Genomic DNA, 26,032 nt, shown 5'->3' with positions numbered 1-26,032 from the left:
GGCTGCCAGCCGGTTTCTTTTTTTATTCCATTACGATCCCGATGTTTCCAAACTGTCTGCCTTCCTGCATTCTTTTATATGCTTCACATGCTTTTTCTAAAGGATATATCCGGTCAATTACAGGCCGCAGCTTATGTTTGCCAATGAAAGCGAGCATATCGTGAAATTCCTCACCGCTTCCCATCGAGGTTCCCAAAACATTGACCTGAGGAAAGAATAAAGAACGCACCGGAAAACTGAGATTATCCCCTGAGCTTGCCCCAAAGCTGACAATACGGCCATTTGGTTTTACATGGCGGAAGTATTCCGAAAAGAGGGCAGGTCCTATGCTGTCAAGAACAACATCCGCCTTTTTTCCCTGCAACTGCTCATCCCAATTGTTGTAGCTGTCAAATGCGTAATCAGCACCTAATTGCAGCGCCCTTTTTCTTTTCTCCTCACTGCGGGAGGTCACGCTTACTGTTGCCCCAATCGCTTTAGCCATCAATAAAGCGTAGGTTGCCACACCGCTGCCGATGCCGGGTATCAATAGATGCTCGCCTTTTTTTAATTGCCCCTTTGTAAACAGAGCCCGATATGCGGTTAAAGCGGATAAAGGTAGAACGCCCGCTTCTTCCCAAGATAAATAAGCAGGTTTTTTGATTGCATTTTGTGAAGGAATGATCACATATTCAGCAAGTGTTCCGTCTGAAGGACCTCCCAGAATCTCAGGTACAGGTGGAACAGTCTCTGTCAAATCCCAGTTCAATGTCGGGAAAATGACTACTTCTGTCTGAACAGTAACATTTTTCACGCCTTCACCAATCTCTTCGATGATACCCGCGCCGTCAGAACCCAGTATTATGTGAGGATCTTGTTCAGATTTGTTTTTCATAAGAAACAAGTCACGATGATTCAGGCCTGCAGATTTCAATTTAACCTTTACCTCTCCGTATCCAGGCTTTGTTGATGGAACGTCCTGAACTGATAACCCCAGAAGACCGGCTTTTCCGTTGTGAATTACAGCTTTCATGCTGTCTGCCTCCTCATTGAATTGTATTTTCATATCTTTACATATTTTACATAGCGGTTTTCTTCGAGTAAAATGAACAAATATGATAGCCAATATCACTTTTCATCATAGCAAGCAGGTGAGAGCGCGTGGAAAGCGGAGATTTAAAGATTTTTCAGGCTGTTGCTCGCGAAGGAAGCATAACGAAAGCAGCCCAAATGCTGAATTATGTTCAGTCGAATGTGACAGCCAGAGTGCATAACCTTGAGGAAGATTTGAATATCAGGCTTTTTCATCGAACGAATCGGGGAATGAAGCTGACTGCTGCAGGAGAAAATCTTTTACAATATGCAGATCAAGTATTATCGCTGTTAGACCAAGCTGAAAAATCAACCCGAATGAGCAGGCAACCAAAAGGGCCTTTGCGGATCGGGTCACTGGAAACGACGGCGGTAACGCATCTGCCTGAGCATGCAGCATCCTTCCTCAGGCGTTTTCCTGAAGTGGATTTATCAGTGAACACAGCTGATACGCATCATTTGATTCAACAGGTTCTTGATCATAAAGTTGATGGCGCTTTTGTATATTGGCCGGTTGAGCACGCTGCAGTTAGACAACTCCATGTCTCCCATGATGAATTAGTTTTGATTTCATCACGAGAAGGGACGGCAGAAGACATGCTTCAGCAGCCGATGCTCTTTTTTGGGGCTGGCTGTTCTCATCGTGACAGGGTCAAAAGATTACTAGAGGAAGCAGGCATACACAATCAAAAAATCATAGAGTTTGGCACATTGGAGGCTATTATAAAAGGTGTTTCCGCCGGGATGGGTACGGCGCTGCTCCCAAAGTCCGCTGTTGACTGCTCCGAGCATCGTACAAATGTATGGATTCATAAACTGCCGCCAGCATATCAAGACTTAGAGATCGTCTTTATATACAGGAAAGACTTTTTTATTACGAGTGCGTTTCAGACATTTCTTGATGAGATAAACGAAATGAAAAGATGAAGATAGACGTGCATTAGCAGAATAAAGATTTTGTCAAAGAAGCAGTCATCATTCTTGCAATCAGGGATACAGAGCATTACCAATGCCCGTTGTTATAAAGATCTGCATTAAAAAACTGTACTCATTTGAAGCGAGTACAGTTTTTTAATTTATTTACGTTTTAAATTAATGCCGATCGCCGCGCCGTTTCTGCTTGAATCAGCTACACCTTTAAAGGTGCCGTTTTCATGGTCGATCGATATGCTTTGCACGTTTCCAATATCCACCGGACTTGTGCCAAATTTGTGGCCCATGCCGTTCAGCTTGCTGAGGACATCTTTAGGAACTCCGTCTTCGTAACGGTAAGAGCTCATACTGTTTGTGTAAATTCTCGGCTCTTCAACAGCTGCTTTTAATTCCATACCATATTCAATGTGGTAGAGAATGGTTTGCAAAACGGATGAAATAATTGTGGCCCCGCCAGGAGATCCAACAGTGAGGACAGGCTTGTCATCCTTAAATAAAATCGTCGGGGTCATGCTGCTTAAAGGCCGTTTGTTTGGCTGTACTTCGTTAGCTCCGCCTGGTATCGCATCAAAATCCGTTAATTCATTGTTTAAAATAACACCGTAATCAGGGACCATAATACCCGTTCCGAATAGCTGTTCGATTGTTGTTGTGTAAGAAACAACATTTCCCCATCGATCAGCAACTGTAAAGTGGGTTGTTTGGCCTTCTACTTTGTCTTTCGGCTGTTCAACTTGTTTATAGTTTGCTGATCCTTCTTGGTATTTCCAAGGGTCACCGGCTTTCGGTTTTTTATTCACTTGATCTAGGTTGATTAATTGCTGGCGTTCTTTAATATAATCGGGATGAAGCAGGCCTTTGAGAGGAACATTAACAAATTCGGGATCACCTGCGTAAGACGCACGGTCGGCATATGACAAATGCATCGTTTCAGCAAGCAGCTGATATTTTTCCCATGAGCGGACATCGTATTGTGAAAGGTTAAAATCATCAAGGATTTTCAGCATTTGCAATAAGAAAATACCGCCGGAGCTTGGAGGAGGAGTAGTAGCGATTTGATAGCCTTGATAGTCTCCCCAAATCGGTTCATCAATCGTAATGTCGTAATTTTCTAAATCTTTTTCTGTCATTGATCCGCCGAAATCCTGGACAGTGTCAGAAAGCGTCTTGGCGAATTTTCCTTTATAAAAAGTGTCAGTGCCTTTGGAGCGAATAAGCTTAAATGTTTTAGCCAAATCCTTTTGAATAAGGGTATCTCCTTCTTTAAGCGGTTCGCCATTTGGTAAAAATACATCTTTTGCGGCAGTCCGTGAAAGCTTTTCCTGATAATCAGAAATGGCCTCTGCCAACACCGAATCAATCGGAAAGCCTTTTTCAGCGAGTTTAATAGAAGGGGTAATTAATTGCTTCATCGAACGGGTTCCCCATTTATCCAAGGCTTCTTCCAGCCCTTTCAGAGTGCCTGGAACACCAACGGCAGTACCTTTTGTTACACGTTCAGAGAAAGGAATTGCTTTGCCGTTTTCGTCCAGAAACATATCAGGAGTTGCGCCTGCTGGAGCACGCTCACGGCTGTCGATTATCGTTGTATCCTTCGTTTTTCCGTCATACACCATCATAAAACCGCCGCCGCCAATACCTGACATCATCGGCTCTGTTACATTGAGTGCAAATTGAATGGCAACCGCTGCGTCAATAGCATTTCCTCCTTTTTTCAGCACATCAGCACCGATTTCAGAAGCAAGAGGATGTGCGGTCGCAACCATGCCGTCTTTTCCAACATCTACTTGTTTGTACTCATCGTAGCTTTTGGGCGGTTTTTTAGCTTCCGCGTGAAAAGGGACACTTCCAGCGACTAACAGAACACTAAGCAGAGCTGTTAAACAGACGTTCCACGTTCTTTTCATGTTCTCCCTCCTATATGAAGCTGTATTGTTACAATCTTAGCGTAAAAAAATTACAGCGTTTTCACAAGTGACAAATGGTATATTATATAGTACATAAAGCCGTTTTTCTGTGCAAAATTGATTATATTGATATGAGCCATGTGCTATATTAGAATCAGCATACGGATTAAGAAGGGACTGCTATATGTATTTAACGATTGAAGAAACAGCAGAATATACAAATCTTTCAGAGGATTATATTAAAAGCTTGGTGCTCGAAGGAAAAATCAGAGCCGTTCATGACGGGGAGCAATTTTTGATTTATAAGGAACAGTTCAAAACGCATCTCGAACAGCTGGAGAATTACAAAGCACTGGTGCAGGAAATATTAAATGAACCGATCCCGGAAGATATTGATGTAAAGGATGAGGATTAGGACACAATTTGAAATTGTGTCTTTTTTTGTATATTTTTGCGGGAGCTCCAGAAAATTGGAAGTGTCAGATTTCGTTTTAAGAGGTTTTTTGATGATTAGTAGGGGGATAAGTATCCAAGAGGTTAAAAGCTTTATAAGAGTCTTTAAAGCTTATTTTATAGGGTGAAGGTTGGAAGAAGCTTTTTTAAAAGCTTATGTAACACTATGTATATTATGTTACATAAATGCCGCTGCACTTTGACATTCAACGTTTTTCAGCTATAATAGTAACATAGACCTCAAAACGTTACATAACGGTTTTTAAGGAGTTTTTTGATGCATATTGTACAGCCGATTCGCAGTCTAGAGAAAATCCAAGAAGTCAAACAGTATTTGCTTAACAAAAACAAGCGGGATTATTTTCTGTTTATCTTCGGCATCAACAGCGCGCTCCGCATTTCTGATATTCTGCCGCTGCAAGTGAAGGACGTTCAAAATAAAGATCATTTATGGGCGACTGAAAGCAAAACGAAAAAGAAAAGAAAGATTCTTATTTTAGAATCGCTGAAACAGGAAATATACGAGTATACAAAAGACATGAAGGAAAACGAATATCTTTTTAAATCAGTGCGGACCAGGAAGCCGATTTCCCGCATTCAGGCCTACAGAATTTTAAGAGAGGCTGCTGCGGCGTGCGGACTTGAGGAGATAGGGACGCATACACTCCGGAAAACGTTTGGCTATCATTTTTATCAGCGAACGAAAGACATCGCCGAGCTGCAGAGAATACTGAATCATTCATCACCATCAATTACAATGCGGTATATCGGTATTGATGAAGATACGACAAGAGCCGCATATAAGGTTTTTGGAGGGCTTTAATACAAATCGCTTGAAAATATTGATCATCAGAGCTACTATATAAATACCAAAAGCTCTAGTAGCACAGCGGATAGTGCAGCAGTTTCCTAAACTGCAGGTCGGGAGTTCGAATCTCTCCTAGAGCGTTATATTCACAAAAAGACAACAGGCACTTTTCGCCTGTTGTCTTTCTTTATGCAAACCAAATAAAAAACGCCCGCTTATACCGGGCGTTTTTCTTATATAACTGCGTCAAATTGATTGACTTTCCATTTTTTATTTTCTTTCACAAATGTCACTTTCCGTTTTGCAGAAGGGGATCCGTCTAATGTAGGGACGGTAAATTCGTATGTGATTGTGCTGCCTTTTTTAGAGATCAGTTTAGCAGTTGATTTTTTCCAATTCAAAAGATTGTCTCCGTCACCGATTGGAACAGCAAGTTTTCCTTTTGAAACAGTGAAATGATAATCTTTAAAGCCTTTTTCGATTGCTGTTTTTGTAAAAATAGGAGTTAAATAATTCACCGCTTTTGCTTTAGTGCCTAGATCGCTGCACATGTATACATATTGAAGATTTTGATACTCGAATGTGCCTGATGGGCAAACTGCTTTTTTCACCTTCGGATTGTGGCCGCTCATGGTGTTCCAAAAATGTTCTCTAGCGGATAATGCCAACTGTAATGCTTGTTTTTGTGATAAATCGCTTGATGTATTTTTCGCAAATGCATTTGTGCTTAATGACAGAATAAGTGCAATGGTTGTTAGAAATAGAAGACATTTTTTCATTATCGCTCTCTCCTTCAAAATCTCTTTCTCTTATGTTACAAATGTTACAATAATTACGGGTAGATTACAATACTTTTGCATAAATTATTTTTTTATTCTTTTACTCACAAAAAATACGCCATTACTTGCTAGTTTATTCTTCATAAGCTAAAAAGATGTGTAAAATTAGAAGAATCGGGAAGGGTTTCATATGTGCAGTGATGAATAATAACATGTTACATATCCTGTTTTTGTCAAAAAGAGGGCATGTTTAAAAACGATTTCAAATAAAGGAGTCCTTTAATATGGAAACATCACAAGAACCTCTTGTAACTCAAAAGAAAAGCAAACCATCAGTTTGGCGGTCGATGTCACTCTTTTTAGTGCCGCTTCTGCTGAGCAATGTGCTGCAATCAGTCGGCCAGCTAGTCGGGATGATGGCTGTAGGCAGATGGCTCGGTGTTGATGCAGTGGCAGCTGTATCATCCTTTTTCCCGTTATTTTTTCTTTTAATCTCATTTACAATTGGGATCGGTTCAGGAAGTTCGATTCTGATCGGACAAGCTTACGGAGCGAAAAATGAGGAACGGCTAAAGGCTGTTGTCGGGACGACGCTCACGTTTACATTTTTATTAGGCGTTGTGTTAGCCGTTATCGGCAGTATTTTCACCCTGGATATCCTTCGTTTAATGGGCACGCCTGAAAATGTCATTCATGTCAGCGCTAACTATGCACGTATTTTATTTTATGCTATGCCATTTATGTTTTTATATTTTGCATATACTACCTTTTTGCGCGGAACAGGAGATTCCAAGACACCGTTTTATACGCTGATTGTGAGCACGGTCATCAACATCGCGCTTTTGCCTGTTTTAATCCTTGGCATGTTTGGTTTTCCGAAACTGGGCATATACGGCTCGGCATATGCAACTGTCATTTCCACGATTGCGACTTTTCTCGTGTTAATGGTGTATTTACGAAAGCGAAAACACCCGCTGCAATTTGATAAAACAGTGCGTCGTTATTTGAAAATGGATAAGGAACTGCTGGTTCTCCTGCTGCGTCTTGGGGTCCCAGCAAGCATCAATATGATTCTTGTCTCATTATCAGAGATAGCGGTTATTTCATTCGTCAATCATTACGGCTCTAATGCAACAGCTGCATACGGAGTGGTCAACCAGGTGGCCAGCTATGTACAGATGCCGGCCGTCAGCCTTGGTATTGCGGTTTCTATTTTCGCTGCGCAATCGATTGGGGCAAACGAGTTTGACCGCTTAAAGCAGGTCATTCGCGTGGGGATTTGGCTGAATTATATCATTGGCGGCGTACTGATCATACTGATCTATGTTTTTTCACATCAGATTTTGTCGTTATTTTTAACCGAGCAAGAGACGCTTTACATTGCACACCGTCTTTTGATGATTACATTGTGGAGTTATTTGCTGTTTGGAAATGCCCAAATTATTTCTGCAACGATGCGGGCAAGCGGAACAGTTTTATGGCCGACCGTCATCAGTATTTTTGCAATCTGGGGAGTAGAGGTGCCTGTCGCTTTCGTCCTTTCTCACTATACAAAGCTTGAAATACTCGGCGTCTGGGTTGGTTATCCAGCTGCGTTTGCCGTCAGCTTGCTGTTGATTTATGGGTATTATCAATTCGTCTGGAAAAAGAAACAAATCACACGTCTCATCCAATAGCCTCCGAATCACACCGTTCATAAGTTGAACGGTGTTTTTTTATTTGATAGGGGAAAATATAAAATGGAGGAAATATGGTACAGTACATTGAATTCTTATACTAGCAATGAATCAAGGAGAGGTTGAGTAAACATGGCAAACTTTATTGAGAAAATCACGTATTTGGGAACGCCGGCCATCAAAGCGGGCAACGAACATCTAGAAATGATTGTTGTCCCTGAGTGGGGGAGCAACGTCATTTCTCTCGTGGACAAAAAAACAAAAGTCCAGCTTTTGCGTGAACCGGAAACAGCAGAAAGTTTTCACGACACACCAACATTGTATGGCATTCCAATCCTGTTCCCGCCTAACCGCATAAGTGACGGTACATTCAGTTTCCGGGGCAGAACGTATCATTTTGATATCAACGAGAAGGATAAACACAACCATCTTCATGGGTTTCTTTACCATGAAAATTGGAACGTAGTGACCGCGAAGAAAACTGATGAAGAAGTGATTGTTGAAACAGAAATTGATCTTTCTGAGCTCCCCCATGTGTATAAGCAATTTCCTCACCATGCCGTCGTTCGGATGACATACACGGTAAAGGGGAATACTCTATTTAAACATGCGACGGTCATGAACAAAGGAAAGGAAGCGTTTCCTTGGGGAATTGGTTATCATACTACATTTGTGTTTCCGGCAGAAAGCTCGTTATTCTCCCTGACAGCAGATCAGCAGTGGGAGTTGGATGAACGCCTGCTGCCGACCGGGAAACTGATGGATGTACCGAATAAAGAAGCTTTGCATGAAGGAATGGATTTGCGCCACAAGCAGCTGGATGATGTCTTTTTATCTTCTTATCAGAAGAGGGACGGAGAAAACCAGGCAGTCATTTATCATCAGCATGCACATATCAGCATTATTTATAAGGCAGATGAACAGTTTAACCATTGGGTTGTATACAATGCGGACGGAAAACAAGGGTATTTATGCCCTGAACCTTACACATGGGTGACAAACGCAGTGAATCTTGATTTACCTTCGTCACTCACTGGTTTACAAGTGCTGGAGCCGGGAGAAGAAACGACAGCTAAAAGCAGTATCACCATTGAACTGAATCATCAATAGCCAATGATGAAGCGCAGAGAGGCGGGGAAATGAATGAAAAAAAGCATAAAGCTTTATGTTGCTGTTTTACTGCTTTTCGTCGTTGCTTCGGTGCCTTATATGCATCAGGCTGCGCTTGCCGCTGAAAAACAAGATGCACTTTCCGAGCAGATCGATAAGATTTTAGCTGATCATCCTGCCCTCGAAGGCGCAATGGCCGGCATCACCGTTCGCTCTGCGGAAACAGGTGCTGTTCTATATGAACATTCAGGAGACACCCGAATGAGGCCTGCCTCTTCTCTAAAGCTTTTGACAGCGGCCGCGGCACTTTCTGTCCTTGGCGAGAATTATTCTTTTACAACCGAGGTCCGGACGGATGGAACACTGAAAGGGAAAAAGCTGAATGGTAACCTTTATTTGAAAGGGAAAGGCGATCCGACACTTTTACCATCTGATTTTGACAAAATGGCTGAGAAATTGAAACATTCCGGCGTAAAAGTAATTAAAGGCAATCTGATCGGTGATGATACGTGGCATGATGACATGCGATTATCACCTGATATGCCTTGGAGCGATGAATACACATATTATGGCGCGCCAATCTCCGCTCTAACAGCGTCTCCGAATGAAGACTATGATGCAGGCACTGTGATTGTTGAGGTCACCCCAAATCAAAAAGAAGGGGAAGAGCCTGCCGTGTCTATCTCTCCGAAAACCGATTATATAACGATAAAGAACGGTGCTGAAACGACTGCTGCCGGTTCAGAGAAAGACCTCACAATCGAAAGAGAGCATGGAACAAACACGATTACAATTGAAGGGAGCGTACCGGTTGACGCAAACAAGACAAAGGAATGGATTTCTGTCTGGGAGCCTGCCGGATATGCCTTAGATTTATTTAAGCAGTCACTAAAAAAACAAGGTATTACTGTGAAAGGGGACATCAAGACGGGTGAAGCACCTAGTTCTTCAGATGTGCTGCTCTCTCATCGCTCAATGCCTTTATCGAAACTTTTTGTGCCGTTCATGAAATTAAGTAATAACGGACATGCCGAAGTGCTCGTAAAAGAGATGGGGAAAGTGAAAAAAGGAGAAGGGAGCTGGGAAAAGGGGCTCGAAGTGTTAAACAGTACGCTTCCGGAATTTGGTGTTGATTCTAAATCACTCGTCTTAAGAGACGGATCAGGAATCTCACATATTGATGCTGTATCCTCAGATCAACTTTCACAGCTGTTATATGACATTCAGGATCAGAGTTGGTTCTCGGCTTATCTAAATTCTTTACCTGTTGCGGGCAATCCTGACAGAATGGTGGGCGGAACGCTGAGAAACCGCATGAAAGACACTCCTGCACAAGGAAAAGTAAGAGCAAAAACCGGATCGCTCAGTACGGTAAGCTCTCTATCGGGGTACGCAGAAACAAAGAGCGGAAAAAAACTTGTTTTCTCTATTCTTCTAAATGGATTGATTGATGAAGAGGATGGAAAAGATATTGAGGATCAAATCGCTGTCATTTTGGCAAATCAATAATAGCGGCAGACCTGTTTTCCAAGAGAAAACAGGTTTTTTTTATGTCTGTAATAACGCTTTGTCGAACCTTCCAACAATTAGAAGAATCATGCACAAAAGAAAATTAGTCCGATTAAAAAGTAGTGTATAAGACCTTATGTAAAACAATACTTTTATCACTTTATATCCGGAAATTTGATAAAAAAAGAAACGAAAAATAAAGAAATAATACTATATTCAAAAAAATGTTATAAAAATTTAATGTTTTTTATTGTACTTTAAAAAATATCCGTTAATATAGTGCATATATGGATTATATAGTCATATAATTTCTTTTATTGACATTTTTCTGCTTTTTTCTACTTTTTCTTATCCTCTTATTATGAGAACTGGAGGGAATCCGTTGAGCGAACATACTTATTCTTTAACCCATGCCCAAAGGAGAGTGTGGTTTACTGAACTGCTGGAGCCAGATACCAGCATTTGCAATCTCACAGCCTGTGTGAAATTCAAAGGCAATATTGAGCTTCATACTCTCGAGGGAGCGCTGAATCATTCCATCTCCCGCAACGACGCCATTAGATTTCAGCTGTTAGAAGGAGAAGAGCTTGAGCCGCGATTGCACCTTACTGAATATAAATATTATCCACTTAGAATAATTGATTTTTCAAATGTTGAAATGATAGAAATAGAGCAATGGATTCAGGATCAAGCGAGCATTCCATTTAAACTGTTCAACTCGCCTCTTTATCAATTTTACCTCCTTAGAATTGACTCTCATGAAGTTTGGCTATTTGCGAAATTCCATCATATCATAATGGATGGAATCTCTTTAAATGTGATGGGAAATCAAATTATAGATCTTTATCAAAAAATGAAAAAGAAAGATCCTTTACCTGATCAGCCGGAACCTTCTTACTTGAGTTACATCGAAAAAGAGAGTCAATATCTACAATCTCCGCGGTTTGCAAAGGACCGTTTATTTTGGACACAAACCTTTGAGCACCCGTTGGAATACCACTCGTTAGCCGACCAGACGTCCTTACAAAAACAGAGCACATCTGCATCCAGAGACACCATCATTCTTTCACCTGATCTAGAGCAAACGATTCGAAACTTCTGCGAAGAACACAAGATCAATATCATTTCCTTATTTATGGCTTCATTTTACATATGCATTAGCCGAATCACTTCTAAAAAAGATCTTGCCATTGGCACCTACTATGGCAACAGAGGGTCAAAGGCTGAAAAAGAAATGCTCGGCATGTTCGTTAGTTCTCTTCCAATCAGAATAACGGTTGATCCTGACACAGATTTTCTTTCCTTTGTCCGCACAATAGGCAGGGAACAGCTTTCTGTTATGCGTCATCAACGGTTTCCTTATAATTTGCTTGTAAATGAATTAAGAAATGAACAGAAGGATTTACACAACCTTATCGGTATATCTATGCAGTATCAGCCACTTCAGTGGCATAATGCAGATGATTTTGACTATGAAACAGCGCTTTATTTCAGCGGATACACCGCGAACGAGCTTTCAGTTCAAATACAAGAACGGATAGACAATGGAACCATTCAATTAAATTTCGACTATCAAAATACCTTGTTTTCTCTTGAGGATATTAAACGAATACAATCTCATCTGCTTACCATACTGGAAAACGCCCTTCAACATCCGCACAGCTTTATAAGAGAATTAGATATGACGAATACAAGAGAAAAGCAAAAATTGTTGTATGAGTTTAACAAGACGGAAGCTGTTTCGCCTAAAGCTTTCACCCTGCATGGGCTGTTTGAGCGACAGGCAGCTTTCACACCGGAGCGGCTGGCCATTCGCTTTTCAGGCGGTTCGCTGACATACGCTGAGCTTGATATGTACGCCAGCCGGCTGGCTGCGCACCTTGCGGCACGTGGCGTCACAAACGAAAGTATCGTCGGTGTCCTGTCTGAACGCTCACCTGACATGCTGATCGCTGTCCTTGCTGTATTGAAGGCCGGAGGGGCGTATTTGCCGCTTGATCCTGCGTATCCAAAGGAGCGGCTGAGCTACATGCTGAAAGACAGCGGGGCATCGCTCTTGCTGACACAGCCGGGATGCTCCGCACCGAACTTTTCCGGAGAAACGCTTGAAGTGGACATGACATCTCTTGCGAGCGAAAAAGCAGAAAACCATCTGTTTACTCCTGCTGACGGCGGTTCTCTCGCCTATGTCATCTATACATCGGGCTCTACCGGGCAGCCGAAAGGAGTGGCCGTTGAGCACCGTCAGGCTGTTTCCTTTCTGACCGGCATGCAGCACCAGTTTCCGCTTTCAGAAGATGACATTGTCATGGTGAAAACCTCTTTTTCCTTTGATGCGTCTGTGTGGCAGCTGTTTTGGTGGGCTCTTTCCGGTGCTTCGGCGTATCTGCTTCCGCCCGGCTGGGAAAAAGACTCCGCATTGATCGTAAAAGCCATTACTCAGGAAAAAGTGACAACGGCTCATTTTATTCCGGCTATGCTGAATAGCTTTCTGGATCAAGCAGAAATGTTAGCGCTTGGTGACGGGACAAACCTAAAGCGTGTATTCGCCGGAGGTGAACCGCTTGCGCCGCGTACGGCAGCCCGTTTTGCTTCTGTATTGCCGCAGGTATCATTAATCCATGGCTACGGGCCGACAGAAGCAACGGTAGACGCGGCATTTTACGTATTGGATCCAGAACGGGACAGAGACCGTTTGCGGATTCCGATTGGGAAGCCCGTACCTGGTGCGCGTTTGTATGTTTTAGATCCGCATTTAGCCGTACAGCCTTCCGGTGTCGCCGGCGAACTATACATTGCCGGAGCGGGTGTTGCCAGAGGTTATTTGAATCGGCCGGCATTAACGGAGGAGCGTTTTCTAGAAGACCCGTTTTACCCGGGTGAACGTATGTACAAAACAGGAGATGTGGCGCGCTGGCTCCCTGACGGGAATATTGAATTCCTGGGACGGTTGGATGATCAGGTGAAAATTCGCGGCTACCGGATTGAACCGGGAGAAATTGAAGCGGCACTAAGAAGTATAGAAGGTGTAAGAGAGGCGGCCGTTACCGTACGGACAGACAGCGGCGAGCCGGAATTATGCGCTTATGTAGAAGGGCTCCAAAGAAACGAAGTCCGAGCGCAGCTTGAGAGCCTGTTGCCGGGCTACATGGTCCCAGCCTATATGATAGAAATGGAACAGTGGCCGGTTACACCAAGCGGAAAGCTCGACCGAAACGCCCTGCCAGCTCCTGGCGGAGCGGCAGATGCGGAGACCTACACGGCGCCGAGAAACGTGACTGAGATGAAGCTTTCTCAGCTGTGGGAGGACGTGCTGAAAAATGGCCCTGTCGGGATTCACGATAACTTTTTTGACCGCGGGGGGCATTCCTTAAAAGCAACAGCGCTTGTCTCACGGATCGCCAAAGAATTCGATGTACAGGTGCCGCTAAAAGATGTGTTTGCCCATCCGACGGTAGAAGGACTGGCTACCGTTATCCGTGAAGGAACGGACAGTCCATATGAAGCGATTAAGCCCACTGAAAAACAGGAAACCTATCCGGTTTCCTCTGCCCAAAAGCGGATTTATGTCCTTCAGCAGCTGGAGGACGGAGGGACAGGCTACAATATGCCGGCTGTGTTAGAGCTCGAAGGGAAGCTCAACCCTGAAAGGATGGACAGAGCTTTCAAAGAGCTGATCAAGCGCCACGAGTCGCTTCGTACCTCCTTCGAACAGGACGCAGGAGGCGATCCGGTGCAGCGCATCCATGACGAGGTGCCGTTTACGTTACAGACTACAGTTCTCGGCGAACGAACCGAACAGGAGGCCGCAGCCGCATTTATCAAACCGTTTGATCTCAGCCAAGCGCCGCTGTTCCGTGCCCAAATCGTAAAGATATCAGATGAGCGGCACCTGTTGCTGGTTGATATGCATCACATCATTTCAGACGGTGTTTCCGTCAACATTCTGATTCGGGAATTCGGCGAGCTGTACAATAATCGGAAGCTTCCGGCACTGCGCATTCAATATAAAGATTATGCCGTATGGCAAGAAGGATTTAAAACAGGAGATGCGTACAAAACGCAGGAGGCGTACTGGCTGAAGCAGCTCGAGGGCGAGCTGCCTGTGCTGGATCTTCCGGCTGATCATGCCCGCCCGCCGGTGCGAAGCTTCGCGGGTGACAAGGTCTCATTTACGCTGGATCAAGAGGTTGCATCAGGCCTTCACAAGCTGGCACGAGAAAACGGAAGCACACTGTACATGGTGCTCCTTGCGGCTTACACCGCGTTCTTGTCACGCTTAAGCGGACAGGAGGATATCATCGTCGGCTCGCCAATTGCCGGCCGTCCGCACAAGGATCTTGAGCCGATACTCGGCATGTTTGTGAACACGCTGGCGCTTCGGACACGCCCGGAGGGCAGGAAGCCATTCGTACAGTATTTGCAGGAAGTGCGTGAGACAGCATTGGAAGCCTTTGAGCACCAGGATTACCCGTTCGAAGAGCTTGTCGATAAGCTTGAATTGACACGGGATATGAGCCGGAACCCAGTGTTTGATGCGATGTTTATCCTTCAAAATGTGGAAAAACAAGACATAGATCTGAGAGAAATAAAAGTCCGGCCTGCCAATTTCGCACATCACATATCTTTATTTGATATCACATTAATAGCTACTGAAATAAATGGATCTATTTGCTGCGAAATGGAATTTAGTACAGAAGTATTCCTGAAAGCTACGATTGAACGCTGGGCTGATCATTTTATCGAATTTCTGCATGAGGCACTTTCAACTCCTGAAACAAGCCTTGCACAAATAAACATACTTAGTGATAAAGAAAAACAAAAAATAGTCTTTGGATTTAACAAAACTCAGGTTGAATTTGCTCAAAAAGATGTTCCTTTTCATCGCATATTTGAAGCGAAAGCTGAAGAAATTCCAGAACATATAGCTGTTATTGATAACGAAACAGAGATTAGCTATCGGCTTCTAAATGAAAGAGCCAATCGTCTGGCACGAACATTGCAAAACAGAAAAGGACCGAAGCCAACTGTGGCTGTTTTAGCCAAGCGGTCAGTTGATGCAATTGTTGGAGTGCTGGCAGTGATGAAAGCTGGCGGAGTGTATATCCCAATCGATTCACATTATCCAAAAGCCCGTATTGAATATATTCTTCGTGATAGCGGAGCAGATATTCTACTTTCACAGCAGGAATTGAAGCATTTGATTTCAAACTTGCCTGAATCTGAGATGTCTCATATCTGCCTTGACGATGAAAGCACTTATGAAGAAAGTAACTGCAACCTTAACTTATCTCCTGCTCCTGAAGAGCCGGTATATATCATTTATACGTCAGGAACGACGGGTGCGCCTAAAGGTGTTATTGTCACCTATCAGAACTTTACTCATGCTGCTCTTGCTTGGCGTCAAATTTATGAACTGGATCGGAAGCCTGTCAGACTGCTTCAAATCGCGAGCTTTTCATTCGATGTCTTCTCAGGAGATTTGGCGAGAACATTGACCAACGGCGGGACTCTAATCGTTTGCCCAGATGAAACACGGCTGGAACCTGCTGAAATATATAAAATCATGAACTCTCAGAGAATCACGGTGATGGAGTCGACACCGGCTCTCATTATCCCGATGATGGAGTATGTATACCGTAACCAGTTCAAGCTCCCTGACTTAGACATACTGATTCTTGGTTCCGACATGGTGAAAGCTCAAGATTTCAAAACATTGACAGACCGCTTTGGTCAAAGCATGCGCATCATCAATAGCTATGGTGTCACAGAGGCAACCATTGATTCGAGCTTTTATGAAACAAGTATGAGTGGAGAGTGTACGGGCGATAACGTACCAATCGGCAGCCCGCTGCCGAATGTACGTATGTACGTACTCAGCCAGACTGATCAAATTCAGCCGATCGGCGTTGCCGGCGAGCTGTGCATCGGCGGGGCAGGTGTTGCGAAAGGCTATCATCATAAACCTGACTTAACGCAAATGAAATTTACAGAAAATCCATTTGTCTCTGGAGAAAGGCTGTACAGAACCGGTGATCGAGCATGCTGGCTTCCAAACGGAACGATCCGGCTTCTTGGCCGAATGGATTATCAAGTAAAGATAAATGGATACAGAATTGAAACAGAAGAAATTGAAAGTGTTCTGCTTCAAACGGGGCTTGTCAGAGAAGCTGCTGTTGCCGTTCAGCATGATAAGAATGGACAGGCTGGTTTGGCAGCATATATTGTGCCTTCAGACGTCAATACGAATGCTCTCCGTGCTGCTTTAACAAAGGAGCTGCCAGCGTATATGATTCCTGCACATCTGATTCCTTTAGAAAACATGCCGCTAACCCTAAACGGAAAGCTGGACAGAAATGCCTTGCCGGCTCCAAATAATTTGTTATCGCGTCCATATACCGCACCAGTTAACGACATACAAAAAACGATGGCGTATATATGGGAAGATGTACTGAGCATGTCACGAGTCGGCATTCACGATTCCTTTTTTGAGCTTGGCGGAGACTCAATTAAAGCATTACAAGTGGCAGCACGTCTGGCAGCTGAAGGCTGGAGCATGACAATACGCGACTTATTCCGTTATTCAACGATTCAGGAACTATGCGGACATATCACACCATTGGCATCTCAAGCGGACCAGGGACCTGCGGAAGGTGAAGCTGAACTCACCCCGATTCAGCGAAGATTTTTCGGACAGGTACATGCTTTTCACTATCATTACAACCAGTCCGTCATGCTTTTCAGTGAAAAAGGAATCAATGCTAACGCGCTTCATCTAGCGCTGCGTAAAATAACCGAGCATCATGATGCCATTCGCATGATTTTCCAACGTGACCAAAACGGCCATGTCATTCAGTTTAATCGCGGAATCAATCACAAGGATCATGAACTGTTTGGCCTTTATATTTCAGATTGGACAAAAGCATCGCTGGAAAGGGCTCACCTTGATGAAAAACTTGCCGCTGAGGAAACCGTCATTCAAAGCAAAATGAATGTAGAAAAAGGGCCTTTGCTGCAAGCAGGTTTGTTTAAAACGGCAGAATGGGATCATTTGCTGATTGCACTTCATCATCTTGTGATAGATGGCGTTTCTTGGAGAATTCTGCTTGAGGATTTAGCTGCAGCATATCAACAGTCTTTAGAAAAGAAAGAAATCCAATTACCGCCAAAAACGGATTCTTATTTATCCTACGCCGATGGTCTTACCCAAATAGCTGAAAGTAAACAATTGCATTCAGAGAAAACGTATTGGCAAACGATTTTAGACGCTCACACTGCTTTTCTTCCTAAGGACATAGAAAATGTGCCGGACAGACTCCAAAAGAACAGCGACGCAGCAGCGTTTGTACTATCCGGGGACTGGACTGAAAAATTGCAGTTTGAAACCCAGCAAGCCTATGGTACTGATGCCAACGAACTTTTGCTTACGGCTTTAGGAATGGCGCTTTCTGAATGGACTGGGCATGACCAAATCGTGATCAGCACTGAGGGACACGGTAGAGAAGGGCATGTGCCAAACATTGATATTTCAAGGACAGTTGGATGGTTTACTTCCATTTATCCTATTCTGCTAGACATGGGTATTCCCGAGCCTTTCGAGGATCAGCTCGCATACCGAATTAAGACGACAAAAGATATGCTGAGAAGAGTACCGAACAAAGGAACTGGATATGGATTGTTAACACACATAGGAGAACTGCGGCATAAAGAGCCTGAGGTCAGCTTTAATTATCTCGGTCAATTTAGCGAAGAGAAGGAAGCTGATACGTTTGAATTATCATATTACCAGCCCCGTCACGAAATAGCGGGTGAGAGAGAACGAGAGTATGAGCTGGACATCAATGCTCTCATTACGGACGGACGGCTTCAAGTAAAAGCGGTATACACCCAGGTGTTCAGCAAGCACTCAATTGAGTGCTTTATGGATCGTTTTCACAGGCATCTTATCGAGACGATTGAGCATTGTTCGCAGAAAAAAGCACGCGAAAAAACACTGAGCGATTTCAGCAATAAGGAATTAACGTTGTCTGCATTATCTAGCATCGAAGATCTCGTGAAAGATCTTTAACTTTTGAAAAGGTGTGTGGAATTGATGGCACAATCGGCACAAATTCAAGATATTTATCCGTTATCGCACATGCAGGAAGGAATGCTGTTTCATTCACTAATGGATTTCAGCTCGAAAGCATATATCGAACAGACCTCGTTTACGATCACAGGGAATCTATGCGTCGACTCGTTTCAAAAGAGCTTAAACCTTCTTGTTTCTAGATATGATATTTTCAGAACGATTTTCATTAAAGAAGTACCAGATCTTACAGGTCCGCAGCAGGTAGTCTTATCAAACCGGGAATTGACAGTATATAGAGAAGATATTTCTCGCCTGGCTGATCAAGAACAGCAGGCGCTGATGGATGCTTTTATGACTAAGGATCGGGAAAAAGGATTTGATTTGCAAAAAGATCCTTTAATGCGTCTTGCCCTTTTTGATAGAGGAGACAGCCAATATACATGTGTCTGGACACATCACCATATCATCATGGATGGGTGGTGTCTCGGCATTATTCTTAAAGAGTTTTTCAGCATGTATGATTCGCTCAAAAATAACTCACCTGTACAGCTTGGCAGCACGGTGCCGTACAGCCGTTATATTGAATGGCTCGGAGAACAAGATCAAGAAGAGACTGCTGCCTACTGGAGCGAATATTTGAAGGAGTACGGCAATACTGCTTCTATTCCCCGAATAAGGCGCCGCACGGCAGAGGGGGATTATAAAGCCGCCCAGGTCAGCTTTTCATTAGCGCCGGATATGGTTGAGAAACTGACAGAGGCTGCCCAAAACTGGGGAGTGACATTAAACACGCTGTTTATGAGTATTTGGGGCGTGCTGCTCCATCGATATAATGCTGCAGATGATGCCGTTTTTGGCTCCGTCATTTCGGGACGCCCGTCAGCGATTGACGGGATTGAATCAATGGTCGGCTTGTTTATCAATACTGTTCCAGTGCGAATCCGATCTGCGGAAGGCATAACGTTTTCTTCGCTGGTCAAAGCCGTGCAGGAGGATATTTTATCATCTGAACAGCATGGGTATTATCCGCTTTATGAAATTCAAAACCATAGTCCATTGAAGCAAGGGTTGATCGATCATATTTTTGTTTTTGAAAATTACCCTGTACAGCTTCATCAGGCATTAAGCGTGGAGAGTGCAAATGACGAAGGCGCTCTGAAGCTGAGTGACATTTCAATGTCGGAACAAACCAATTACGACTTTAATATCGTTATCGTTCCGGGAGAATCATTTTATATCAAATTCAGCTACAACGCAGACGTTTACGAGCGGGAGGAGATGCTGAGGATTCAGGGGCATCTAAAGCAAGCACTGGATTGCATTTTGACAAATCCCGATGTTGCCGTCAGTGACATCAATATCGTCCCGCCGGAGGAGAAACAGGTTATCCAATTGTTTAACGAAACTGAGCGTCCTTATGTGAACAAAACGATATCCCAATTGTTCGAGGAACAAGCCCGCAAAACACCTGAAGCGGCTGCATTAAAAATGGGAGACGATTGCTGGACCTATCGCCAATTAAATATAAGAGCTAATCAGATTGCGCACGCCCTGATAGAAAAAGGCGTTGGATCTGGAGATATCGTGGCTGTGATGATGAACCGGTCAATGGAAATGCCTGCAGCTTTGCTTGGGATTTGGAAAGCAGGCGGCGCTTATATGCCGCTTGATCCACATTTTCCAGAAGAACGCCTTTCTTTCCTGCTGAAGGACAGTCAAGCGGCTCAATTGCTGATAGAAGAAGACCTTATTTCCTTGATCCCTCCGTCCTATGAAGGAAATACGATAACGATAGAACATACAGAAAGTTACCAAACAGAAGCGCCAAATATGCCGCCAGGTGACCTAGCCTACTTGATCTATACGTCGGGAACGACGGGGCGCCCTAAAGGGGTTTTAGTTGATCATCACGGTATTGCCAATACATTGCAATGGAGACGGGAAGAGTATGGCATGACCGTACAGGATATATCCCTCCATTTGTTTTCGTACGTGTTTGACGGCTGTGTAACGAGCTTATTTACCCCGCTTTTATCTGGTGCGTGCGTACTGCTGACAACAGATGACGAAGCGAAGGATGTGCTGGCCCTTAAGCGAAAAATAGCTCGTTATAAGGTCAGCCACATGATCATTGTTCCTTCCCTGTACAGGGTGTTATTGGAAGTGATGACTGCTGACGATGCAAAAAGTCTTCGTATTGTGACATTTGCGGGTGAAGCGGTCACGCCTGATCTACTTGAGTTGAGTCAAATGATTTGTCCTTCTGCAGAACTGGCAAATGAATACGGGCCCACAGAAAACAGTGTGGCAACAACAATATTGCGGCATCTGAATGAAAAAGAGAGGATCACGATCGGACACCCGATCAGAAACACAAAAGTATTTGTTTTGCACGGAAATCAAATGCAGCCGATCGGCGCGGCGGGTGAACTGTGTATTTCCGGCGCGGGTCTTGCGAGAGGATACTACAAACAGCAAGAGCTGACACAGAAAGCATTCTCTGATCATCCATTCCTTGAAGGAGAGCGTTTATACCGAACAGGTGATGCAGGCCGCTTTTTGCCTGATGGAACGATTGAATATATTGGACGTTTTGATGATCAAGTAAAAATTAGGGGGTACCGTATTGAACTGAGAGAGATTGAAACAGTTCTTCGACAAGCACCGGGGGTAAAGGAAGCCGCGGTACTGGCCCGTGATGTTTCTGCTGAGGAAAAGGAGCTTGTTGCTTTTATCGTTCCAGAAAAGGGAAACAGCCTCCCAGATTTGTATCAGCATCTTGCCGGGACATTGCCGTCCTATATGATCCCAGCAAGTATTATCAACATCAGCCGGATGCCATTAACATCCAGCGGCAAGCTTGACAGGTTTGCGCTTCCTGAACCAGAAAACAATACGAATGTCACATATATGGCGCCCCGAACCTTAATCGAAGCTGATCTCGCACATATTTGGGAAGATGTGCTGAATAAACAGCAAATCGGCATTCGTGATGATTTCTTTCAGTTAGGCGGACAGTCCTTAAAAGCGGCCGCACTGGTATCAAGAATACATAAAAAGCTTAATGTCGAGCTGCCGCTCAGTGAGGTGTTTTCTTATCCGACGGTTGAAAGCATGGCGGTCAAATTGATGAGCTTAAAAGAACACGCTTTTACACAGATTGAACCTGCGGATCAAAGAGATGTCTATCCGCTGTCTTTCTCGCAAAAACGATTATATGCTCTTCATCAGCTGGCAGATGACAGCACAGGTTATAACATGCCAGCTGTACTTGAATTACGCGGAAGTCTGAATCGCCAGCGGTTGAGAAGCGTTCTCACAGAACTTGTGAATCGGCATGAAGCATTACGGACTGTTTTTGTGCTTGACAGAGACGAGCCTGTGCAGATCATTTACCCAGAGATAGCTTTTGATCTAAAAGAGCTTGAAATGGAATCAGAACAAATGCTTGAGTCTGCAATCGAGACCTTTATCAAACCGTTTGATCTATCATCCGGTCCGCTTTTTAGAGCATGTGTCATTACAATGGGCAATAATCGCGGCTTTTTGCTGCTCGATATGCACCATATTATTGCCGACGGTGTCTCGATGAGCACTCTTGTCCAAGAATTTACTGACTTATATTGCGGAAAAGAGTTGCCAGCTTTAAACCTGCATTATAAGGATTTTGCTGTTTGGCAGCAAGAGAAGCACCCGAAAGAGCTATACAAAAAACAGGAGGCCTACTGGCTCGGTCAGCTTGGCGGGAGTCTTCCTACACTAGAATTACCGCTTGATAAAACAAGGCCGCGTCTCCCTGATTTCAGCGGTGGAACAATTGAAGTCAACATTGATAAAGACATGGCTGATGAACTGCACCGTTTAATGGCTGAAACGGGAACAACATTGTATATGATTCTTCTGGCTGTCTATTCTATTTTGTTATCTAAGCTAAGCGGGCAAGAGGATATTGTTGTCGGTTCGCCTGCTGCCGGAAGACCGCACGCTGATCTGGAGCGCGTCATCGGGATGTTCGTCAATACATTGGCGATGCGCAGCAAGCCCGAGGGCCACAAAACGTTCAGCTCCTATTTGCAGGACATTCGCCACCTGGCTCTGACCGCTTACGAGCATCAGGATTATCCTTTTGAGGAGCTGGCAGATAAGCTCGATACAAATCGAGAGGTAAATCGCAACCCGCTGTTCGATGCGATGCTTGTGCTTCAAAGCAGTGAAGATTTCCGGTTCGAAGTGCCTGGTCTGTCGATTTCGTCTGTCACTCCTAAACATGATATATCTAAATTCGATTTAACATTACACGCTGAGGAGCATCCGAGTGGAATACGCTGCCGTTTTGAATACAGCACTGCTCTTTTTGAAGAAGAAACCATTACGCAGTGGGCATCCTATTTTATTGAATTGGTGAAAGGGGTAACGGCGGATACCGAGATGAGAATTTCGGACATGCAATTGCTTCCTGCTGCAGAGCGTAGGTTGCTCCTTGAAAAAATGGGACAGTATGCGGCTTATCCGAGAAATGAAAACATAGTAAGCTTATTTGAAAAGCAAGCCGCTAAATATCCGGAGCATATCGCAGTGGTGTGCGGCCATTCTCAGCTTACGTATGGAGACCTGAATGAAAAAACCGAGCGGGCAGCTGCTATGCTGATCAAACAAGGGGTGAGAACTGGCGATATCGTCGGTCTGATGCTCGATCGGTCACCTGATATGATCATTGGCGTTTTATCGATTTTAAAAGCTGGCGGGGCCTATTTGCCGATTGATCCTGAATATCCCAAGGAGCGTATTAGCTTTATGCTCAATGACAGCGGGGCAAAACGGCTGCTGACAGAGCGTGGTCAAAACAAACCTGCTGACTACAATGGGCATATTTTGTATATCGATGAATGTGAAAACGACTCAATTCCGGCTGATGTAAACATTCAAGAAATAGTAACAGATCAGCCCGCATACGTGATATACACATCTGGAACGACTGGCCAGCCAAAGGGAGTCATTGTCGAGCACTGCAATGTGATCAGTCTCTTGAAGCATCAAAACCTGCCTTTTGAATTTAACCATGAAGACATCTGGACGTTATTTCATTCTTATTGCTTTGATTTCTCTGTATGGGAGATGTTCGGTGCGTTATTGAACGGAGGCACATTAGTCGTGGTCTCTAAAGAAACAGCCCGTGACCCCCATGCATTCCGTTTATTGTTAAAAAAAGAGCGCGTCACTGTACTCAATCAGACCCCGACTGCTTTTTACGGCTTGATGCTTGAAGACCAAAATCATACAGATCATTTAAACATCCGCTATGTGATTTTTGGCGGCGAAGCCTTACAGCCCGGATTGCTTCAAAGCTGGAATGAAAAATATCCTCATACTGATTTGATTAATATGTACGGTATTACAGAAACAACGGTCCATGTAACATTCAAAAAATTGTCCGCAGCAGACATTGCAAAAAATAAAAGCAATATCGGACGGCCGCTTTCTACTCTGCATGCTCATGTGATGGATGCCCATATGAACCTGCAGCCGATCGGAGTTCCAGGGGAGCTGTATATAGGCGGAGAAGGTGTGGCACGGGGATATCTCAACAGAGATGAGCTGACCGCTGACCGTTTTGTATCCAATCCTTATCTTCCGGGAGACAGATTATACCGAACAGGAGATCTTGCTAAGCGCCTGTCAAATGGCGAGCTGGAATACTTAGGCCGCATTGATGAGCAGGTGAAAGTCAGAGGGCACCGTATTGAGTTAGGCGAAATCCAAGCGGCACTTCTTCAGTATCCAATGATTAAAGAGGCGGCTGTCATTACCAGAGCAGACGAGCGAGGGCAAACAGCTATATATGCATATATGGTGATAAAAGATCAACAGGCTGCGAATATATCAGACATCCGGGCTTCCCTAAAAAACGCCTTGCCTGACTTTATGCTGCCTGCCCGTATGATACAAATTGACAGCATCCCGGTGACTGTTAATGGAAAGCTCGATCAGAAAGCCCTGCCAGAGCCTGAAAAACACGCTTATACAGCTGATGATATCAGTCCTAGAAATGAGATTGAAACGGTGATGGCTGAAATTTGGGAGGATCTTCTTAATGTAGATGAGCTGGGTGTAAGCGCCAATTTCTTTGAGCTTGGCGGAGACTCTATTAAAGCGCTGCAGGTTTGTGCCAGACTGAAGCAGCGCGGATTTGAAACGACAGTACGTGAGATGTTTGAACATCAGACTCTTGGTGAACTGTCCGCCCGGGTTCGAAAAGACGTACGCGCCATTGACCAAGGCCCGGTCGAAGGCGAGATTACTTGGACACCTATCCAGCAGTGGTTTTTCTCGCAATCTCTGGAAAGCCATCATTTTAACCAGTCCGTTATGATCTACCGGGCTGAACGATTTGATGAGGCTGCGCTTAGAAAAGTACTAAAAAGCCTTGTGACTCATCATGATGCACTGAGAATCGTATGCCGGCATGAAGATGGCAGGCAGGTGCAGATAAACAGAGGAATAGATCTTTCAGATGAGGAGCTATATGCACTTGAACTGTTTGATGTAAAGGATAGCCTAACAGAAGCACGGTACACGATTGAGGAAGCAGCCAGCCGGATGCAAGAACATATTCGTTTGGAAACCGGCCCCTTACTTCACGCTGGATTGTTTAGAACCGAGAATGGTGACCATTTATTTCTGACGATTCATCACTTAGTTATTGATGCGGTTTCCTGGCGCATTTTGTTCGAGGATTTTTCAGCTGCTTACAAACAGGCAGTCTCAGGAGAATCTATTAAACTGCCGCAAAAAACAGATTCATATTTAACGTATTCACAAAGAATAGCTGACTACTCTAAAAGCCGCCAGGTGCAGCGCGAAGCAGCGTACTGGGATGAGTGCGAGAGCCGTCACATCCAGCCTATTCCAAAAGACAATGACGCAGCATCTAACACATTCAAAGATACAGAAGTGATTGATTTTGAGCTATCTCGCCATCACACAGAATTACTACTAACGGCTGCACATAAAGCTTACAGCACGGAGATGAATGATATCCTTCTGACAGCTTTAGGTCTTGCTTTGCAGAAATGGACGGGAAATAACCAATTTAAAATCAGCATGGAGGGCCACGGAAGGGAATCATATCTTGAGGACATCGATATTAGCAGAACTGTTGGCTGGTTCACCTCTATTTATCCTGTGTGGCTTGATATGAGAGATTCCGATCATAAGGACAAAGAAGAGCGGCTGGGCCACCTTATTAAACAGACAAAAGATATGCTGCACCGTATACCGCATAAAGGCGCGGGCTACGGCGTGCTGAAATATATCAGCAAAAGATGGGGCTCTCAGAAAAACAGCCCAGAAATCAGCTTTAATTATTTAGGCCAGTTTGATCAGGATATTCAATCAAATGCCTTTGAGGTGTCTGACATCAAGCCAGGAAATGAGATCAGCCCGAACTGGGAGCGTCCTTATGCACTGGATATCAGCGGCGCCGTTTCTTCGGGGTGCCTGAACATGCACATCATCTATAACAGGGTTCAATTTGAGGAAAAAACAATCCAAACATTTTCCAGGCATTTTAAACAGACTCTGGAAAACATCATTGAGCATTGTACCGGCAAAGAAAACCGAGAGTGGAGCGCATCTGATTTCACTGATGAAGACTTAACGCTTGATGAATTGAGTGAGATCATGGGAGCCGTCAACAAACTATAGGAGAGGAGATT

General features: G+C 44.1%; 11 protein-coding genes and 1 tRNA gene. 9 read left to right on the top strand and 3 right to left on the bottom strand.

Going from position 1 to position 26,032, the window contains the following annotated elements:
• Positions 1–22: 22 nt before the first annotated feature.
• Positions 23–1,012 carry a zinc-binding dehydrogenase gene (locus tag KXZ66_RS10690; RefSeq protein WP_219144541.1) on the bottom strand — a complete coding sequence of 330 codons (990 nt, stop codon included), beginning with the start codon at positions 1,010–1,012 and terminating at the stop codon, positions 23–25.
• A 128-nt stretch (positions 1,013–1,140) separates the two neighbouring features.
• On the opposite strand from KXZ66_RS10690, the gene yofA reads away from it, so the two are divergent.
• A complete protein-coding gene (gene yofA, locus KXZ66_RS10685) occupies positions 1,141–1,998 on the top strand; it encodes a LysR family transcriptional regulator YofA (RefSeq protein WP_219144540.1) in 858 nt (285 codons plus the stop codon).
• 149 nt (positions 1,999–2,147) lie between these two features.
• Here yofA and ggt read toward each other — a convergent pair whose 3' ends face one another.
• The gene (gene ggt, locus KXZ66_RS10680; protein ID WP_219144539.1) at positions 2,148–3,911 is read right to left on the bottom strand and encodes a gamma-glutamyltransferase; all 1,764 of its coding nucleotides are present in this window, start codon (positions 3,909–3,911) and stop codon (positions 2,148–2,150) included.
• Between the two features lie 184 nt (positions 3,912–4,095).
• Here ggt and KXZ66_RS10675 point away from each other — a divergent pair, with 184 nt between their 5' ends.
• The 3 genes from KXZ66_RS10675 (at position 4,096) to KXZ66_RS10665 (ending at position 5,312) form a co-directional block, all read left to right on the top strand.
• Positions 4,096–4,326, top strand: a complete 231-nt coding sequence (locus KXZ66_RS10675; protein ID WP_003231472.1) for an excisionase family DNA-binding protein — start codon at positions 4,096–4,098, stop codon at positions 4,324–4,326.
• Between the two features lie 315 nt (positions 4,327–4,641).
• On the top strand, positions 4,642–5,187 hold the full coding sequence (locus KXZ66_RS10670) for a site-specific integrase (RefSeq protein WP_003231473.1): 546 nt from the start codon (positions 4,642–4,644) through the stop codon (positions 5,185–5,187).
• A gap of 52 nt (positions 5,188–5,239) precedes the next feature.
• Positions 5,240–5,312, top strand: a tRNA-Arg gene (locus KXZ66_RS10665).
• A gap of 93 nt (positions 5,313–5,405) precedes the next feature.
• On the opposite strand, the gene iseA is transcribed toward KXZ66_RS10665, so the two are convergent.
• On the bottom strand, positions 5,406–5,951 hold the full coding sequence (gene iseA / locus KXZ66_RS10660; protein WP_151870208.1) for a DL-endopeptidase inhibitor IseA: 546 nt from the start codon (positions 5,949–5,951) through the stop codon (positions 5,406–5,408).
• Positions 5,952–6,235: 284 nt separating this feature from the next.
• On the opposite strand from iseA, the gene KXZ66_RS10655 reads away from it, so the two are divergent.
• The 5 genes from KXZ66_RS10655 (at position 6,236) to ppsB (ending at position 26,021) form a co-directional block, all read left to right on the top strand.
• On the top strand, positions 6,236–7,627 hold the full coding sequence (locus tag KXZ66_RS10655) for an MATE family efflux transporter (protein WP_004399508.1): 1,392 nt from the start codon (positions 6,236–6,238) through the stop codon (positions 7,625–7,627).
• Between the two features lie 132 nt (positions 7,628–7,759).
• Entirely contained in the window at positions 7,760–8,737 is a 978-nt protein-coding gene (gene galM / locus KXZ66_RS10650) for an aldose 1-epimerase (RefSeq protein ID WP_151870209.1), read from the top strand.
• 33 nt (positions 8,738–8,770) lie between these two features.
• Entirely contained in the window at positions 8,771–10,246 is a 1,476-nt protein-coding gene (gene dacB / locus KXZ66_RS10645) for a D-alanyl-D-alanine carboxypeptidase/D-alanyl-D-alanine endopeptidase (protein WP_151870210.1), read from the top strand.
• 382 nt (positions 10,247–10,628) lie between these two features.
• The gene (ppsA, locus tag KXZ66_RS10640) at positions 10,629–18,314 is read left to right on the top strand and encodes a plipastatin non-ribosomal peptide synthetase PpsA (protein ID WP_167568134.1); all 7,686 of its coding nucleotides are present in this window, start codon (positions 10,629–10,631) and stop codon (positions 18,312–18,314) included.
• A gap of 24 nt (positions 18,315–18,338) precedes the next feature.
• A complete protein-coding gene (ppsB, locus tag KXZ66_RS10635; RefSeq protein ID WP_151870211.1) occupies positions 18,339–26,021 on the top strand; it encodes a plipastatin non-ribosomal peptide synthetase PpsB in 7,683 nt (2,560 codons plus the stop codon).
• Positions 26,022–26,032 lie beyond the last annotated feature (11 nt).

Source organism: Bacillus sp. LJBS17 (genome assembly GCF_019334685.1).
GTDB lineage: Bacteria > Bacillota > Bacilli > Bacillales > Bacillaceae > Bacillus > Bacillus subtilis.
This window is presented reverse-complemented; position numbering and strand designations above follow the sequence as displayed.

Bases quoted from the DNA above. Each gene is read 5' to 3' on its own strand.
- KXZ66_RS10690 (WP_219144541.1), bottom strand. From the start codon at position 1,012: ATGAAAGCTGTAATTCACAACGGAAAAGCCGGTCTTCTGGGGTTATCA.
- ggt (WP_219144539.1), bottom strand. From the start codon at position 3,911: ATGAAAAGAACGTGGAACGTCTGTTTAACAGCTCTGCTTAGTGTTCTG.
- KXZ66_RS10675 (WP_003231472.1), top strand. From the start codon at position 4,096: ATGTATTTAACGATTGAAGAAACAGCAGAATATACAAATCTTTCAGAG.
- KXZ66_RS10670 (WP_003231473.1), top strand. From the start codon at position 4,642: ATGCATATTGTACAGCCGATTCGCAGTCTAGAGAAAATCCAAGAAGTC.
- iseA (WP_151870208.1), bottom strand. From the start codon at position 5,951: ATGAAAAAATGTCTTCTATTTCTAACAACCATTGCACTTATTCTGTCA.
- KXZ66_RS10655 (WP_004399508.1), top strand. From the start codon at position 6,236: ATGGAAACATCACAAGAACCTCTTGTAACTCAAAAGAAAAGCAAACCA.
- galM (WP_151870209.1), top strand. From the start codon at position 7,760: ATGGCAAACTTTATTGAGAAAATCACGTATTTGGGAACGCCGGCCATC.
- dacB (WP_151870210.1), top strand. From the start codon at position 8,771: ATGAAAAAAAGCATAAAGCTTTATGTTGCTGTTTTACTGCTTTTCGTC.
- ppsB (WP_151870211.1), top strand. From the start codon at position 18,339: ATGGCACAATCGGCACAAATTCAAGATATTTATCCGTTATCGCACATG.